Annotated in this window: 14 protein-coding genes; 7 read left to right on the top strand and 7 right to left on the bottom strand. The window is 71.8% G+C overall.

Features of this window, described 5'->3' with window-relative positions; genetic code table 11:
- The first annotated feature begins 197 nt into the window (after positions 1-197).
- The 4 genes from leuA to H9623_RS16650 all read left to right on the top strand — a co-directional run bounded on the left by leuA (position 198) and on the right by H9623_RS16650 (position 4,159).
- Positions 198-1,973, top strand: coding sequence for a 2-isopropylmalate synthase (gene leuA, locus H9623_RS16665; RefSeq protein ID WP_407671965.1), 1,776 nt, complete (start codon positions 198-200; stop codon positions 1,971-1,973).
- A gap of 119 nt (positions 1,974-2,092) precedes the next feature.
- Positions 2,093-2,857: a DNA repair protein RecO gene (recO, locus tag H9623_RS16660; protein ID WP_193721138.1), complete on the top strand. Its 765-nt coding sequence runs from the start codon at positions 2,093-2,095 to the stop codon at positions 2,855-2,857.
- Positions 2,857-3,654 (top strand): isoprenyl transferase, encoded by a 798-nt coding sequence (locus H9623_RS16655; protein WP_193721137.1) that lies wholly within the window; start codon positions 2,857-2,859, stop codon positions 3,652-3,654. Before recO ends, H9623_RS16655 begins: the two co-directional genes overlap by 1 nt.
- 127 nt (positions 3,655-3,781) lie before the next feature.
- Complete coding sequence (locus tag H9623_RS16650; protein WP_193721136.1) at positions 3,782-4,159, top strand: VOC family protein; 378 nt, start codon at positions 3,782-3,784, stop codon at positions 4,157-4,159.
- A 16-nt stretch (positions 4,160-4,175) separates the two neighbouring features.
- Here the strand turns inward: H9623_RS16650 and H9623_RS16645 are convergent, their stop codons facing one another.
- From H9623_RS16645 to H9623_RS16625, 5 genes are read right to left on the bottom strand one after another with little or no spacing between them, the layout of a single operon-like run.
- Positions 4,176-4,940 carry a DedA family protein gene (locus H9623_RS16645; RefSeq protein ID WP_193721135.1) on the bottom strand — a complete coding sequence of 255 codons (765 nt, stop codon included), beginning with the start codon at positions 4,938-4,940 and terminating at the stop codon, positions 4,176-4,178.
- Positions 4,937-5,332, bottom strand: coding sequence for a Fur family transcriptional regulator (locus H9623_RS16640; RefSeq protein ID WP_193721134.1), 396 nt, complete (start codon positions 5,330-5,332; stop codon positions 4,937-4,939). Before H9623_RS16640 ends, H9623_RS16645 begins: the two co-directional genes overlap by 4 nt.
- Positions 5,320-6,225: a metal ABC transporter permease gene (locus H9623_RS16635; protein WP_193721165.1), complete on the bottom strand. Its 906-nt coding sequence runs from the start codon at positions 6,223-6,225 to the stop codon at positions 5,320-5,322. Before H9623_RS16635 ends, H9623_RS16640 begins: the two co-directional genes overlap by 13 nt.
- Before the next feature lie 23 nt (positions 6,226-6,248).
- Positions 6,249-7,118 (bottom strand): metal ABC transporter ATP-binding protein, encoded by an 870-nt coding sequence (locus H9623_RS16630; RefSeq protein WP_193721133.1) that lies wholly within the window; start codon positions 7,116-7,118, stop codon positions 6,249-6,251.
- Positions 7,115-8,125, bottom strand: a complete 1,011-nt coding sequence (locus tag H9623_RS16625; RefSeq protein ID WP_193721132.1) for a metal ABC transporter substrate-binding protein — start codon at positions 8,123-8,125, stop codon at positions 7,115-7,117. Before H9623_RS16625 ends, H9623_RS16630 begins: the two co-directional genes overlap by 4 nt.
- A gap of 275 nt (positions 8,126-8,400) precedes the next feature.
- Between H9623_RS16625 and H9623_RS16620 the strand changes: the two genes are divergently transcribed.
- Both H9623_RS16620 and dusB read left to right on the top strand, forming a co-directional pair.
- Positions 8,401-9,789, top strand: coding sequence for a glycine--tRNA ligase (locus H9623_RS16620; RefSeq protein WP_193721131.1), 1,389 nt, complete (start codon positions 8,401-8,403; stop codon positions 9,787-9,789).
- Between the two features lie 93 nt (positions 9,790-9,882).
- A complete protein-coding gene (dusB, locus tag H9623_RS16615; RefSeq protein ID WP_407671964.1) occupies positions 9,883-11,094 on the top strand; it encodes a tRNA dihydrouridine synthase DusB in 1,212 nt (403 codons plus the stop codon).
- 87 nt (positions 11,095-11,181) lie between these two features.
- Here dusB and H9623_RS16610 read toward each other — a convergent pair whose 3' ends face one another.
- Both H9623_RS16610 and H9623_RS16605 read right to left on the bottom strand, forming a co-directional pair.
- Positions 11,182-12,987, bottom strand: coding sequence for a glycoside hydrolase family 13 protein (locus tag H9623_RS16610; RefSeq protein WP_193721130.1), 1,806 nt, complete (start codon positions 12,985-12,987; stop codon positions 11,182-11,184).
- Positions 12,988-13,180: 193 nt separating this feature from the next.
- Positions 13,181-14,224 carry a LacI family DNA-binding transcriptional regulator gene (locus H9623_RS16605; RefSeq protein WP_321575499.1) on the bottom strand — a complete coding sequence of 348 codons (1,044 nt, stop codon included), beginning with the start codon at positions 14,222-14,224 and terminating at the stop codon, positions 13,181-13,183.
- 240 nt (positions 14,225-14,464) lie between these two features.
- Here H9623_RS16605 and H9623_RS16600 point away from each other — a divergent pair, with 240 nt between their 5' ends.
- Complete coding sequence (locus H9623_RS16600) at positions 14,465-15,685, top strand: sugar ABC transporter substrate-binding protein (RefSeq protein WP_193721128.1); 1,221 nt, start codon at positions 14,465-14,467, stop codon at positions 15,683-15,685.
- The last annotated feature ends 124 nt before the right edge of the window (positions 15,686-15,809 follow it).

Genomic DNA, 15,809 nt, shown 5'->3' with positions numbered 1-15,809 from the left:
CGCCGTCGGGCCGCCTCGTCCGTTCCATCCACCGGGACGTCCCGCGGCGTCGCCCCCGACGGGAGTACAGTGACAGCGTGCACGTGACACAGCTGCTCCTCCTTCGTTGCCGCGACGAGGCCCTCTAGGCCGCATCCTCGTCGCGGTGGTTGGTGTGCCGGCTGAACAGCACCGACGAAGAGATCGCGAAGGACATGATGAGCACCACGGCGCAGACCCCCCAGACCAGCTCTCGCTCCGCACAGCAGCCCTCGGGCATGCCGGTGCACAAGTACGAGCCCTTCCACCAGCAGTTCGACGTGTCGCTGCCGGACCGGACGTGGCCGGACAAGCGCATCGAGAAGGCCCCGCGCTGGTGCGCGGTGGACCTGCGGGACGGCAACCAGGCCCTGATCGAACCCATGAACGCCGAGCGCAAGCTGAAGATGTTCCAGCTGCTCGTCGAGATGGGCTACAAGGAGATCGAGGTCGGCTTCCCGTCGGCCTCGCAGACGGACTTCGACTTCGTGCGCCTGCTCATCGAGGAGGGGCACATCCCGGACGACGTCGTCATCCAGGTCCTGACCCAGTCCCGCGAGCACCTGATCGCCCGCACCTACGAGTCGCTGCGCGGTGCCAAGCAGGCGATCGTGCACCTGTACAACTCGACGTCACGCCTCCAGCGCGAGGTCGTGTTCCGCACGGACCGCGAGGGCATCATCGCGATCGCGGTCAACGGCGCCAAGCTGTGCCGCAAGTTCGAGGAGACCATCCCGGAGACCGAGGTCTTCTACGAGTACTCGCCCGAGTCCTACACGGGCACCGAGCTCGAGTTCGCGGTCGAGATCTGCAACGAGGTCATCGAGGTCTTCGAGCCGACGCCGGACCGCAAGGTCATCATCAACCTGCCCGCGACGGTCGAGATGGCCACGCCCAACGTCTACGCCGACTCGATCGAGTGGATGAACCGGCACCTCGCGCACCGCGAGAACGTCGTCCTGTCGCTGCACCCGCACAACGACCGCGGGACGGCCGTGGCCGCAGCCGAGCTGGGCTACCAGGCCGGCGCGGACCGCATCGAGGGCTGCCTGTTCGGCAACGGCGAGCGCACGGGCAACGTGTGCCTGGTGACGCTCGGCATGAACCTGTTCGGCCAGGGCATCGACCCGGAGATCGACTTCTCCGACATGGACCGCATCCGCCGCACGGTCGAGCACTGCAACCAGATCGCCGTGCACGAGCGGCACCCGTACGCGGGGGACCTGGTGTTCACCGCGTTCTCCGGCTCCCACCAGGACGCGATCAAGAAGGGCCTCGACGCCATGGCTGCCGAGGCCCAGGCCGCGGGCAAGGGCGTCGACGACCTGGTCTGGGGCGTGCCGTACCTGCCCATCGACCCCAAGGACGTGGGCCGCTCGTACGAGGCCGTGATCCGCGTCAACTCGCAGTCCGGCAAGGGCGGCATCTCCTACCTGCTGCAGTCCGAGCGCCACCTGGACCTGCCGCGCCGTCTGCAGATCGAGTTCTCGCGCGTCGTCCAGGCGTTCACGGACGCGGGCGGCCAGGAGGTCACGGGAGACGACATCTGGCGGATCTTCTCCGACGAGTACCTGCCGGTCGACGCCGCGTCGGGCCTGGAGCCGTGGGGGCGCCTCAAGCTGCGCGGGACGCGCGCCGTGTCGTCCGAGGACGGCCCGGACACCCTGGCGGTCGACGTGCTCGACCGCGGTGAGCTCCTGACCCTGGAAGGCTCGGGCAACGGCCCCGTCGCTGCGTTCGTCGACGCGGTCGCCGGGGTCGGCGTCGAGGTCCGCGTCCTGGACTACGCCGAGCACGCGCTCTCCGAGGGTGGCGACGCCACCGCTGCGGCCTACGTCGAGTGCCAGGTCGGCGACGACGTCCTGTGGGGCGTCGGGATCGACCCGTCCATCACCACGGCCTCCCTCAAGGCGATCGTCTCGGCCGTCAACCGCGCGGAGCGCGTCGAGGCCTGACGCTCCCGGCTCCCTCGACGGGGTCCCGCGCCCGACGGCGTGGGACCCCGTCGGGCGTCCGGGGCGCCCGCGGGTGGACCGTGCACCGGGACGTCGGTGCCATGACCGACAATGGGGGTGTGGTCCTCTACCGAGACGAAGCGATCGTGCTCCGCGCCCAGAAGCTGGGCGAGGCCGACCGCATCGTCACCCTGCTCACCCGCGAGAACGGCAAGGTCCGGGCCGTGGGCAAAGGGGTGCGTCGTACGTCCTCGCGCTTCGGTGCGCGGCTGGAGCCCTTCATGTTCGTCGACGTCCAGCTCCACGTGGGCCGCTCGCTCGACGTCGTGACGCAGGCCGAGACCGTGGGTGCATACGCCCGCCCGATCTGCGAGGACTACGGGCTCTACACGGCAGGGGCCGCGATGCTGGAGACGGCCGAGCGGCTCGTCGAGGCCGAGAAGGAACCCGCGGTGCAGCAGTTCTGGCTGCTCGCCGGGGCGCTGCGCTCGCTCGCGGGGCACGCCCACGCACCGGGCCTGGTCCTCGACTCCTACCTGCTGCGCGCCCTCGCGGTCGCCGGGTGGGCGCCGAGCTTCACCGACTGCTCGCGGTGCGGGGAGCCCGGGCCGCACCGCTCGTTCGCGGTGGCCCTGGGTGGGGCGGTGTGCGGACGGTGCCGCCCGCCCGGCTCGACGTCCCCGGCCCCGGAGACCTTCTCCCTGCTCGCGGCGCTGCTCGCGGGCGAGTGGGACGTGGCGGACGCGTCGGACGTGCGCCACCGCAAGGAGGCCAGCGGTCTCGTGGCCGCCTACAGCCAATATCACCTGGAGAGAACGTTGCGATCACTGCGCATGGTGGAACGAGACGAAGCGGCCCCGTCGCGGACCGGGGGAGAGGCCTGATGGCTCGACCGATCCAGCCGCCCCCGCCGCACCCCTCGGGGGCCACGGCGCCCAAGATCCCGGCCCGGTTCGTGCCGCAGCACGTGGCGATCGTCATGGACGGCAACGGGCGGTGGGCCAACGAGAGGGGGCTGCCGCGCACCGAGGGCCACAAGGCGGGCGAGGCGGCGCTGCTCGACGTCGTGGCCGGCGCGATCGAGATCGGCGTCAAGCACGTCTCGGCCTACGCGTTCTCGACCGAGAACTGGAAGCGTTCGCCCGAGGAGGTCCGCTTCCTCATGCAGTTCAACCGGGACGTGATCCGGCGCCGACGCGACGAGATGAGCAGCTGGGGCGTGCGCATGCGCTGGGCCGGGCGGCGCCCGCGCCTGTGGGGCTCGGTCATCAAGGAGCTCGAGGACGCCGAGCGGCTGACCAAGGACAACGACACGTGCACCCTGACGATGTGCGTGAACTACGGTGGCCGCGCGGAGATCGCGGACGCCGCGCAGGCCATCGCCCAGGAGGTCGCGGCGGGCCGTCTCGACCCCAGGAAGGTCACCGAGAAGACGGTCGCGAAGTACCTCGACGAGCCCGACCTGCCGGACGTGGACCTCTTCCTGCGGTCCTCGGGCGAGCAGCGCACGTCGAACTTCATGATCTGGCAGGCCGCGTACGCCGAGATGGTGTTCCTGCCCGAGCACTGGCCGGACGTCGACCGGCGCAGCCTGTGGCGCGCGGTCGAGGAGTACGCGAGCCGTGACCGGCGCTACGGCGGGGCGGTCGACAAGGCGGCGGAGCCGGCCGACCTTCCCTGACCCTCAGGTGGAGGGTTCGTGTCGGAGAAGGCTCCACCTCGACACGGCCCTTCTCCCGCGCGGGTCGGTGCGCTGGTCGGTGCGGCCCGACCTGCGCATGTCGGTGCTTGTCGCTAGCGTGCCGGGCATGACTCTCACGATCGGCATGGTCACGGTGGACTCGACCGACCCGCGCCCGCTGGCGCAGTGGTGGGCCCGGCAGACGGGCGGGCGGGTGATCGACGAGGCCGACGGCTGGTTCCTCGAGGTCGTCCCCCGTCAGGAGGGCACGGGGCCCGTGCTGGGCTTCCAGAAGGTCGAGGACCCGACGCCCGGCAAGAACCGGATCCATCTCGACGCCTCGACCGCGGACCGTGCGGCGGAGGTCGCCCGCCTGCTCGCGGACGGCGCGGCCCTGGTCGCCGAGCACACGATCCCCGGCTACCGCTGGTCGGTGCTCACGGACCCGCAGGGCAACCAGTTCTGCGTGGGCGAACCCGACGAGAGCGCGACCGAGATCTCCTGACCCGGCAACGCCCCCGTCAGTCGCGGGGCGCCTCGGAGGTCGGCCGCTGCCCGGGCCGCGCGGCGTCGCCCGCGGCGGGTTCGTCCTGGGGCTCGAGCAGCAGGTCCGCGACGTCCCCCATCGGGTTGCCCGACGGCGCCGGCCCGGCGGCGAGGTCGGCGGAGGCCTGGGCGGTGGGCTCGTCCGCAGCGCCGGAGGCGGCCTGCGCCGCCCGTGCGCGACGGCGCCGACCCGCCGCGACCACGGTCCAGGCGACGAGCGCGGCGACGAGCAGCACGAGCACGGCCAGCCCGACCGGGCTCTTCGCCGCGATCAGCACGGCCGTGTTGAACGCAGCGATCCCGATCGTCGTCCAGATCCCGGCCCAGATGAGGCACCCGGGGACGAGCGCCGCGAGATAGCGCGAGAGGCGCATGCGGGTGTAGCCGGCGGTCAGGTTGATGACGGTCTGGACCCCGACGGTGAAGAACGACAGCGTGACGGCGATCGGTCCCCACTTGTTGATCGTGGCGATCGCCCGCTGGGCCCGCTCGCTCTCCAGACGCCGGGCCCACCGGGTGTTGCCCGTGCCGCGGGCCACGCCCCGACCGACCCAGTAGGTGGCCTGCGCCCGGACGAACACGATCAGGAACGCTGCGGCGTAGATGAACCAGTACGGGACGCCGTCGATCGTGAAGATGCCCGTCGACTCCCCGGCCGCGACGACCTGGGGCGCGTGGGGCAGGTGAGGGACCAGGGCGAGCGACGCCGTCAGGCCGGAGAGCAGCAGCGTCCCGCTCATGACACCTTCCCCGCGCGGCACGCCGCGCACGTGCCGAAGAGCTCGATCGTGTGGGTGATGTCCGTGAACCCGTGGGCCGTGCCCACCTGGGAGGCCCAGGTCTCGACGGTCGGGCCGTCGATCTCGACCGCCGTGCCGCACTCGCGGCACACCAGGTGGTGGTGGTGCTCGCTGCGCTCGCACTTGCGGTACAGGCTCTCGCCGTCCTCGGTGCGCAGCACGTCGACGTACCCGCCGTCGGCCAGGGTCTGCAGCGTGCGGTAGACCGTGGCCAGACCCACCGCATCGCCGCGGGCGCGCAGCAGCTCGTGGAGCTGTTGCGCGCTGCGGAAGTCGGGCAGGTCCTCGAGTGCGTCGGAGACTGCTGCCCGCTGACGGGTCATGCGCTGCATCGCTCGCCACCTTCCACGTGGACGTCGTCGGGGATGTCGGGGTGCGGGTCGTGGGACACGCGCGGCTTGCGCCGGACGAGCACGGGCCGCAGGATCGCCACGACCGCGTAGAGGGCGATCGCCAGGACGACGATCGTGGCTCCCGGGGACAGAGTCTGCCAGTACGTGACGGACAGCCCGACCACGCACACCACGACGCCGATGACCATGGCCAGCGCCATGGTCCGCCGGAACGAGATGGTCACGAGCTGGGCGATCGCGACGGGCACGATCATGAGCGCGCTGACGAGCAGCAGACCCACGACACGCATGGCGACCGTGACGGTCAGGGCAGCGATGACGGCGATCGCGATGTTGAGCGCGCGCACGGGCAGGCCCGACGCACGGGAGAACTCCTCGTCGTAGCTCACCGCGAACAACGCGGCCCGCAGGCCCATGCCCACGGCCAGGATGAGCACCGCCAGGACCAGGGTCAGCCACAGGTCGGTCGGCGAGACGCTCGAGATCGAGCCGAACAGGTATTGCATGAGGTTGCCCGAGCTGCCGCCCGCGACGCCGATCAGCAGGACGCCGCCCGCGATGCCGCCGTAGAACATGAGCGCCAGGGCCACGTCGCCGCTCGTGCGGCCGCGCTCGCGCACGATCTCGATGACGACCGACCCGATCACGGCCGCGACCACGGCGCCGGGGATCGCGAGGGCGTCGTCGGGCACGACGCCCATCGCGCCGCCGACGAGCCAGCCGAGCGCCACTCCCGTGAGGGCCACGTGCCCGATCCCGTCGCCGAGCAGGGACAGCTTGCGCTGCACGAGGTACGTCCCCATGACGGGTGCGGTCACGCCGACCAGCACGGCCGCGATCAGGGCGCGCTGCATGAAGGGGTCGGTGAGCATACCGACCAGCTCGTCGAGGGCGTTCACGAGGCGGCTCCACGGTCGACACGGGCGGGGGTGGGGGTGTGGTGCGTGAGCGGGGCGTCGGTCAGCCCCATGTCGATCCCGGCCGGGGCGCCGTGCTCGTCGTCGTGCGGGTGCAGGTGCTCGTGGTCCGGGCCCGCGTGCGCGGCGGTGGCCTGCGGGGGCTCCCCGTCGTGGACCACGAGGCCGTGGCGCAGGACCACGCACCGCTGGATGAGGGGGGCGAGCGCGCCGAGCTCGTGCAGGACGACCAGGACGGTCATGCCGTCGCGCGTGAGCTCGGTGAGCGTCGCGGCGAACGCTTCCTGGCTGGGCTGGTCGACGCCCGCGACGGGCTCGTCGAGGATGAGGAGCTCGGGGCCACGGGCGAGCGCCCGGGCGATGAGGACGCGCTGCTGCTGGCCCCCGGAGAGCTCGTGCACGGCGCTGTGCGCCCGGTCGGCGAGGCCCACGCGGTCCAGGGCCTCGCGGGCCGTGGCGCGCCAGCCGCGAGGCGGGCGGATGCGGCGACCGTGCAGGAGGCCCGAGGCCACGACCTCCTCCGCGGTCGAGGGGACGCCGGTCTGGGCGGAGACGCGCTGGGGCACGTAGCCCAGGTGCGCCCAGGGGACCCGGGGTCCCAGCTCGGCGCCCAGGAGGCGGACGTGGCCCGCGGCGAGCGGCACGATCCCCACGAGGGACTTCACGAGCGTCGACTTGCCCGAGCCGTTCGCGCCGAGCAGCGCGACCACCTCGCCGCGGGCGACCGTGAGGTCGACGCCGCGCAGGATGTCGCTGCTGCCGAGCCGGACGTGGACGCCGCGGGCCTCGATGGCCGGTGGCCGGGCCGCGAGGGGCTCGGCCGGGGACGTGGCGAGCGGGGCGCTCATGCGCACACCAGGCCGGTGCGCAGCGCCTCCAGGTTGGCCCGCATGACGTCGAGGTAGTCCCCGCCGCCGTCGCTCAGGCCCTCGAGCGGGTCGAGGACCGCGGCCTGGACGCCCACGTCCTGCGCCAGGGTCTGCGTGACCTTGGGGCTCGTGAGGGTCTCGAAGAAGATCGTGGACACGCCGTGGTCGCGGATGATGTCGGCGACCTCGCGCAGCCGCGCGGGGGAGGGCTCGGCCTCGGGGTCGATGCCCGTGATCCCGATCTGCTCCAGCCCGTAGCGCTCGGCGAGGTAGCCGAACGCCTCGTGCGACGTGACGAGGTAGGGGCTCGTGCAGCTCGCGAGGCCCTGGGTGAACTCGTCGTCGAGCGCGGTGAGGTCCGCCGTGAGGTCGGCGAGGTTGGCCGCGTACTCGTCGGCGCCGTCGGGGTCGACCTCGCTGAGCTCGGCCGCGACCTCCTCCGCGACGGGGATCAGCCGCGTGGGGTCGAGCCAGAAGTGCGGGTCGAGGCCGCCGTCCGACGAGTGGTCGTGGGTGTCGGAGGCATGGGAGTCGTCCGCGTGCTCGTCCGCCGTGTCGTCCGTGGTCGCGGACGACTCGCCCGGGTGCTCCTCGAGGCCGGCGGCCTCGGTCGCGTCGACGAGGTGCGCCGGCTCGCGCGCGTCGACGGCCTCGTCGACGGCGGCCTGGAAGCCGGACTGGTAGACGACGAGGTCGGCCGTCCCGATCGAGCGGGCCTGGGCGGGGGAGAGCTCGAGGTCGTGGGGCTCTGCGGCGGGCGGGGTCAGGTTGGAGACCTCGACGCGGTCGCCGCCGACGCGCTCGGCGACGAACTGCAGGGGGTAGAAGGAGGCGAGCACCTCGAGGGCGCCGTCACCGGCGCTCTCCCCGGCCCCACCGCCGCCCGACGTCCCCCCGGACCCGCAGGCACCCAGCGCGAGCGTCGTCGCGAGGGCGACGGAGGTGGCGAGGGCGGCGCGGGTGGTCCGAGGACGGTGTCGGGGCATGGAAGACATCGTCACTGATATTGATAACGGATGTCAACAAGGGTCGGTGTGGTCTGGCCGACACCCGCCCGGGTGACGCGAGCACCCGACGGCGAGCGGCGCCGTCGGGCCTGCGTCCCACCCCCGAGCACCGCCCCGAGAAAGACCGAGTAACCTGGGACGTTGGTGCCCACGGCCTCGCTCGGCACGCAGCGACGACCGGGGGCGCCGTCGTCCCGCACCGTCCCGCACGAAGCCACGTGCGGGGTACACACGATTTCCTGGAGTGATCGCCCGTGGCCACTGCGCCTTCTCGACTCGATGCCGTCGTCTCCCTCGCCAAGCGGCGCGGGTTCGTCTTCCCCTCGGGTGAGATCTACGGCGGTACCCGCTCCGCCTGGGACTACGGACCGCTCGGCACCGAGCTCAAGGAGAACATCAAGAAGCAGTGGTGGCGCACCATGGTCACGAGCCGTGACGACGTGGTGGGCCTCGACTCCTCCGTGATCCTCCCGCGCGAGGTCTGGGTCGCCTCGGGCCACGTCGGCGTGTTCACCGACCCGCTCACCGAGTGCCTCTCGTGCCACAAGCGGTTCCGCGAGGACCAGATGATCGAGGAGTTCGAGGAGAAGAAGGGCCGCGCCCCCGAGGGTGGCCTCGCCGAGATCGCCTGCCCCAACTGCGGCACCCGCGGCCAGTGGACCGAGCCCCGCGACTTCAACATGATGCTCAAGACGTACCTCGGCCCCGTCGAGGACGAGTCCGGGCTGCACTACCTGCGCCCCGAGACCGCGCAGGGCATCTTCGTGAACTTCCAGAACGTCGTGGGCGCGGCCCGCAAGAAGCCGCCGTTCGGCATCGGCCAGATCGGCAAGTCGTTCCGCAACGAGATCACGCCGGGCAACTTCATCTTCCGCACCCGCGAGTTCGAGCAGATGGAGATGGAGTTCTTCGTCGCCCCCGGGACGGACGAGGAGTGGCACCAGTACTGGATCGACCTGCGCACCAACTGGTACGTCGACCTCGGCATCGACCGCGACAACCTGCGCCTCTACGAGCACCCGCAGGAGAAGCTCTCGCACTACTCGACCCGCACGGTCGACATCGAGTACCGCTTCGGCTTCAAGGGCTCCGAGTGGGGCGAGCTCGAGGGCATCGCGAACCGCACGGACTTCGACCTCAAGACGCACTCCGAGCACTCCGGCAAGGACCTCACCTACCGTGACCCGGTCACCAACGAGAAGTACGTGCCGTACGTGATCGAGCCCGCCGCGGGCCTGACGCGCTCGCTCATGGCCTTCCTGGTCGAGTCCTACCACGAGGAGGAGGCGCCCAACGCGAAGGGCGGCACCGACGTCCGCACGGTGCTCAGGCTCGACCCGCGCCTGGCTCCCGTCAAGGCGGCCGTCCTGCCCCTGAGCCGCAACGAGCAGCTCTCGCCCAAGGCGCGCGACCTGGCTGCCGAGCTGCGCAAGTACTGGAACGTCGACTTCGACGACGCCGGCGCGATCGGCCGTCGCTACCGCCGCCAGGACGAGATCGGCACGCCGTTCTGCATCACGGTCGACTTCGACACGCTCGACGACCAGGCCGTGACGATCCGCCACCGCGACACCATGGCCCAGGAGCGCGTCGCGCTCGACCAGGTCACGGCGTACCTCTCCGCACGCCTCCTGGGCGCCTAGCGCGTCCGCCCCGCGGGGCAGGAGAGGGCCGCCGTCCACCCGTGGACGGCGGCCCTCTTTTTGTCCGGCCACCGAAGGTGGGAGAATGACCCGGTGACCCTCCCCACCCTTTCCGACGCCACGCGCGCGCCCGAGACCCCGGCGCCCGCAACCGGACACGTGCTGCCGCCCCTGCGGATCGGGCCCCACGTCGTCGAGACCCCGGTGGTCCTGGCCCCGATGGCGGGCGTGACCAACGCCGCCTTCCGCCGGCTGTGCCGCGAGCACGGAGCGGGCCTGTACGTCGCCGAGATGGTGACGAGCCGCGCGCTCGTCGAGCGCAACGAGGAGTCGCTGCGCATCGTCACGTTCGAGGACGACGAGAAGACCCGCTCGGCCCAGGTCTACGGCGTGGACCCCGCGACCGTCGGCGCCGCGGTCAGGATCATCGCGGGCGAGGACCGCGCGGACCACGTCGACCTCAACTTCGGGTGCCCCGTGCCCAAGGTCACGCGCAAGGGCGGCGGCTCCGCCCTGCCCTGGAAGCGGGACCTGTTCACCTCGATCGTGCGGGCCGCGGTCAAGGCCGCCGAGCCGTACGGCGTGCCCGTCACGATCAAGATGCGCAAGGGCATCGACGACGACCACCTGACGTACCTCGAGGCCGGGCTCATCGCCCAGCGAGAGGGGGTCGCGGCCGTCGCGCTGCACGCACGGACCGCCGCCGACTACTACAGCGGCCAGGCCGACTGGTCGGCGATCGCCCGGCTCAAGGAGACCGTGACCGAGATCCCCGTGCTCGGCAACGGCGACATCTGGTCGGCCGAGGACGCCGTGCGCATGGTGCGGGAGACGGGCTGCGACGGCGTCGTCGTCGGGCGCGGGTGCCAGGGGCGCCCGTGGCTCTTCGCGGACCTGGCAGCGGCCTTCTCCGGCTCGTCCGCGCGCGTGACGCCCGGCCTGCGCGAGGTCGCGGAGACCATCTACCGGCACGGCGAGCTCATGATCGAGTACTTCGGCGGCGACGAGGGCAAGGGCATGCGCGACCTGCGCAAGCACATGGCCTGGTACCTCAAGGGGTACGCGGTCGGCGGCGAGGCGCGCCAGGGGCTCGCGATGGTCTCGACCCTCGACGAGCTGCGCGGCAAGCTCGACGCGCTCGACCTCGACCAGCCCTACCCCGGCGAGGCCGCCGAGGGGCAGCGTGGGCGGGCGGGCTCGCCCAAGAAGCCGCACCTGCCCTACGGCTGGCTCGACTCGCGCGAGCTCTCCGAGGAGTTCGAGGAGAAGCTGCGCGAGGCAGAGCTGAGCGTCTCGGGCGGCTGACGCAGCGCACCTCGCCCCGGCGAACGAACGACGACGGCCCGGTGCCGGAGGGGGATCCTCCGGCACCGGGCCGTTCGCGTCAGCGGGTCAGGCCCGGAACCACACCGTGGTGTCCGAGGGGACGCGGACCTGCGGGTCGGCGCTGCGGTCGGTGACCGTGGGGCCGCTCTCGACCAGGACCTGCGTGCCGCGGGGCAGGACGACGGGCTCGGAGCCCAGGTTCGCCAGGACCACGACGTCGCCGTTGCGGAACGCGATGACGTCCGTCGAGTCGGCCCAGGCGTCGACCCAGGCGAGCGAGCCCGCACCGAGGTCCTCGGCCTTGCGGATCTCGAGGGCAGCCTTGTACATCTCGAACGTCGAGCCCTCGACGCCGTACTGGGCGTCGGCGGCGAGCGCCTTGTAGGACTCGGGCTGGGGGAGCCAGGTGCTGCCCGTGGGGCCGAACCCGAGCCCCGGCGCCTCGGCCTCCCAGGGGAGCGGGACGCGGCAGCCGTCGCGGCCGGCCTCGGCGCCCTCGGTGCGGAAGAACGCGGGGTCCTCGCGGACGTCGTTCGGGAGCGAGGTGTGCTCGGGCAGTCCGAGCTCCTCGCCCTGGTACAGGTACGAGCTGCCCGGCAGGCCGAGCATGAGCAGGCTCGCGGCGCGGGCGCGGCGCAGGCCGAGCTCGGCGTCGGGCTGGGGCTCGTGCGCGAAGATCCCGTTGGGGCGCAGGCCCGGCTCGGCCAGGCCCAGGCGCGAGGGGTGGCGCACGACGTCGTGGTTCGACAGGACCCACGTCGTGGGGGCGCCGACCTCGTCGGAGGCGTGGAGCGAGGCTGCGACGACGGCGCGCAGCGGGGCGGCGTCCCAGGCCGTGGTGAGGAAGGAGAAGTTGAACGCCTGGTGCATCTCGTCGGGGCGCACGTAGCGGGCCAGGCGCGAGAGCGGCTCGACCCAGGCCTCGGCCACGAGGGCGCGGTCGCCGTCGTACTCGGCGAGGACCTGGTGCCACGCGCGGTAGATGTCGTGCACACCCTCCTGGTCGAACATGGGGCCGGAGTTGCCGGCGCCGGTCGAGCCGTCCTCGGGGGCGCCCGCGTCGGTGCCCTCGACCATGGAGACGGTGCCGTCCCAGTCGGGGAGGCCGTCGGCCTTGACCATGCCGTGCGCGACGTCGATGCGGAAGCCGTCGACGCCCCGGTCGAGCCAGAAGCGCAGGACGTCCTCGAACTCGGCGCGGACCTCGGGGTTGTTCCAGTCGAGGTCGGGCTGCGAGGAGTCGAACATGTGCAGGTACCACTGACCCGGCACCTCGCCCTCGGCGCCGGTCACGACGTGGGCGTTCGGGCCCGCGGTCACGCGGGTCCAGGCGGGGCCGCCGAAGATCGACTGCCAGTTGTTCGGCGGCAGCTCGCCGTTCTCGCCCTTGCCCTCGCGGAAGAGGTAGCGGGCGCGCTCGGGCGACCCCTCGGGGGCGGCGAGGGCCTCCTGGAACCAGGCGTGCTGGTCCGAGGTGTGGTTCGGGACGACGTCGACGATCACGCGGATCCCCATGCCGTGGGCCGTGGCGAGCATCTCGTCGAAGTCGGCGAGCGTGCCGAACAGCGGGTCGACGTCGCGGTAGTCCGAGACGTCGTAGCCGGCGTCCTTCTGCGGGGAGCGGTAGAAGGGCGAGAGCCAGACGGCGTCGATCCCCAGCGCCTTGAGGTGCGGCAGGCGGGCGGTCACGCCCGGCAGGTCGCCGATCCCGTCACCGTTGCCGTCGGCGAAGGACCGCGGGTAGACCTGGTAGATCACTGCGTCGCGCCACCACTCACCGGGGCCCTCGTGGGCTGCGTGGACGAGCTGGGTGGCGGTCAGCGCCGTGGCGGAGTCGACCTCGGCCACCGGGGTCGAATCGATACGAGACATGGAGTACAGGTCCTCACTGTGCGGGGTCTGGCTGGGTGCTGCGAGTTCTGGGGGTAGCCGTCGGGCCGTGCACCGCCTGCGGTGCGGGGGCCCGGGCGACGATGCGGGCGCGGGCGCGCCACGGGACCGCCGGAACGGCGGCTGCGGTCGCGACAGGGGTCGTCGCGGCGAGCCGTGCTCCGAGTGTAAGCGCTTACGGCTGGGGGTTGTCGAGTCGGTCGCCCGGGGCTGCGCCCGTCGACCCGCGCACGATCAGCTCCGGCTGGAACAGCAGCTCCGAGCGCGGGGCCCTCTCGCCGGAGATCTCCGTGAGCAGTGCGCTGACGGCTGCCTGGCCCATCGCGGCGACCGGCTGGCGCACGGTCGTGAGCGGCGGGTCCGTGAACGCGATGAGCGGCGAGTCGTCGTAACCGACGACCGACACGTCCTCGGGGACGCGCAGCCCGCGGGACCGTGCGGCGCGGATCGCGCCGAGGGCCATGAGGTCCGAGCCGCACACGATCGCGGTGTGCCCGGAGTCGATGAGCTCGCCGGCCGCTGCCTGCCCGCCCTCGACCGTGTAGAGGGTGATCACGACGTGCTCGGCGGCCTGGTCGGTGCTGTCCGCGAGCCCGTACCGCACCAGGGCGTCGGCGAAGCTCGCGAGCTTGCGCTGGGCCGGGACGAAGCGACCCGGGCCGATCGCGAGGCCGATCCTCCGGTGGCCCAGCGACTGCAGGTGGCGCACCGAGAGCTCCATGCTCGCGACGTCGTCGGGCGAAACGAACGGTGCGTCCACGCCCGGTGCGTAGCCGTTGACCAGGACGATCGGCATGCCGCGGCTGCGCAGCCGCTCGTAGCGGTCGTGGCCGGCCTGGGTGTCGGCGTGGAGGCCGGAGATGAAGACGATGCCGTCGACCGCGTGGTCGAGGAGCATCTCGACGTACTCGTCCTCGGTGGTGCCGCCCGGTGACTGCGTGCACAGCAGCGGCGTGTAGCCGTGCTCGGAGAGCAGCGACTCGATCACCTGGGCGAAGGCCGGGAAGACCGGGTTGGTCAGCTCCGGGACGATCAGGCCGACCAGGCCGGCCGAGCGGTTGCGGAGCTTCTCGGGTCGTTCGTAGCCGAGCAGGTCGAGGGCTGCGAGCACGGCCTGGCGCGTCTCGCTCGCGACGCCGACCTTGCCGTTGAGGACGCGCGAGACCGTCGCAGTGCTGACGCCGGCCTGTTCGGCCAGATCTGTGAGACGGGTACGCACGTGGGGGAGTGTAGGGGACACCGGACCTCCTCGTCCTGGTCGACTCGCGGGCCGGATGGATCTGACCCTGAGGCGGTGCGTGATGGGGTGTTTCACCCGGATGTGCAATGCGTTGCATGAAAGTTACCGCAAGCGCTTGCATCATGGCTAGTCCGCGTCGTACGGTCGTCCCCATCAGGGCTGAGGAGGCACGTTTCGCCGGCCTCGGCTGACCATCTCGATTGCTTGGGAGTGACTCAGATGCGACGGAGCATCCTTCTTGCCGCAGCGCTCGGCACCACGCTGACGCTCACAGCCTGCTCCGGCGGCGGTAGCGGAGCGGACCCGACCACCGGGTCCGAGGACACGACCGGTGCGCTGACGGTGTGGGTCGACGAGACCCGCAAGGCCGCGGTCACCGACGCCGCAGAGGCCTTCGAGGCCGAGACCGGCACCGAGGTCGACATCGTCCAGAAGAACTACGAGGAGATCCGCGCCGACTTCCTCGCGCAGGTCCCGACCGGCAAGGGCCCCGACATCACGGTCGGTGCGCACGACTGGCTCGGCGAGTTCACCACGAACGGCGTCGTCGCGCCGCTCGAGCTCGGCGACAAGGCGGCGGAGTTCGAGCCCGTCTCGATCGAGGCCTTCACGCTCGACGGCCAGGTCTACGGCCTGCCCTACGCGACCGAGAACATCGCCCTGATCCGCAACACCGCGCTCGCACCGGCAGCACCTGCCACGTGGGACGAGGCCGTCGCGTTCGGTCAGGCCGCCGGGACCAAGTTCCCCATCCTCGTCCAGTCGGACGGCGCCAAGGGCGACCCCTACACGCACTACCCGTTCCAGACGTCGTTCGGCGCCCCGGTGTTCGCGCAGAACGAGGACGGCTCCTACAGCTCCGAGCTCGCGATGGGCGGCCCCGAGGGCCAGGCCTTCGCGACGTGGCTCGGCGCGCAGGGTGCGGCAGGCGTCCTGAGCCAGGACACGACGTACGACATCGCGGTCGAGGCCTTCAAGAACGGTGAGTCGCCGTTCATCGTCGGTGGCCCGTGGATGATCGAGTCCTTCGAGGGCCTGAACCTCGCGATCGACCCGATCCCGACCGCAGGTGGCCAGACCGCCCAGCCGTTCGTGGGCGTCCAGGGCTTCTACCTCAGCGCCCAGAGCGACAACGCGCTCGTCGCCAACGACTTCCTGGTCAACTTCCTCTCGACCGAGGAGGCCCAGACGGCCCTCTACAAGGCGGGCAACCGTCCCCCGGCCCTCACGGCGTCGGCCAACCTGGCCGCCGAGGCGGACCCGATCATCGCCGGCTTCCGCGCCGTCGGTGCTGACGCCCTCCCGATGCCCTCGATCCCCGAGATGGCTTCCGTGTGGAGCTTCTGGGGCGTGACCGAGGCGGCGATCGTCGGCGGTGCCGACCCGATCACCACCTGGGACAAGATGGTCGCCGACATCCAGGCAGCGATCGGTTCCTGATCGACCGGTCTCGGGGGGGGGGGGGGCCCCCGGGGGGGGGGGGGGGGGGGTCGTCGGGCCGGTGCTCGCGCACCCAGTCGATCTGCTCGGGCACGGGCCCGGTCACCTCTCCCCGGTAGTAGTC

This window comes from Oerskovia douganii, from assembly GCF_015142735.1.
Lineage (GTDB): Bacteria > Actinomycetota > Actinomycetes > Actinomycetales > Cellulomonadaceae > Oerskovia > Oerskovia douganii.
The sequence above is the reverse complement of the archived record's forward strand: the minus strand, read 5'-3'. Positions and strand labels throughout refer to the sequence as shown.

What these genes read in the sequence shown, in the direction of transcription:
- leuA (WP_407671965.1), top strand. Translation starts at nt 198, where the DNA reads ATGAGCACCACGGCGCAGACCCCCCAGACCAGCTCTCGCTCCGCACAG.
- H9623_RS16655 (WP_193721137.1), top strand. Translation starts at nt 2,857, where the DNA reads ATGGCTCGACCGATCCAGCCGCCCCCGCCGCACCCCTCGGGGGCCACG.
- H9623_RS16650 (WP_193721136.1), top strand. Translation starts at nt 3,782, where the DNA reads ATGACTCTCACGATCGGCATGGTCACGGTGGACTCGACCGACCCGCGC.
- H9623_RS16645 (WP_193721135.1), bottom strand. Translation starts at nt 4,940, where the DNA reads ATGAGCGGGACGCTGCTGCTCTCCGGCCTGACGGCGTCGCTCGCCCTG.
- H9623_RS16640 (WP_193721134.1), bottom strand. Translation starts at nt 5,332, where the DNA reads ATGCAGCGCATGACCCGTCAGCGGGCAGCAGTCTCCGACGCACTCGAG.
- H9623_RS16635 (WP_193721165.1), bottom strand. Translation starts at nt 6,225, where the DNA reads ATGCTCACCGACCCCTTCATGCAGCGCGCCCTGATCGCGGCCGTGCTG.
- H9623_RS16630 (WP_193721133.1), bottom strand. Translation starts at nt 7,118, where the DNA reads ATGAGCGCCCCGCTCGCCACGTCCCCGGCCGAGCCCCTCGCGGCCCGG.
- H9623_RS16625 (WP_193721132.1), bottom strand. Translation starts at nt 8,125, where the DNA reads ATGCCCCGACACCGTCCTCGGACCACCCGCGCCGCCCTCGCCACCTCC.
- H9623_RS16610 (WP_193721130.1), bottom strand. Translation starts at nt 12,987, where the DNA reads ATGTCTCGTATCGATTCGACCCCGGTGGCCGAGGTCGACTCCGCCACG.
- H9623_RS16600 (WP_193721128.1), top strand. Translation starts at nt 14,465, where the DNA reads ATGCGACGGAGCATCCTTCTTGCCGCAGCGCTCGGCACCACGCTGACG.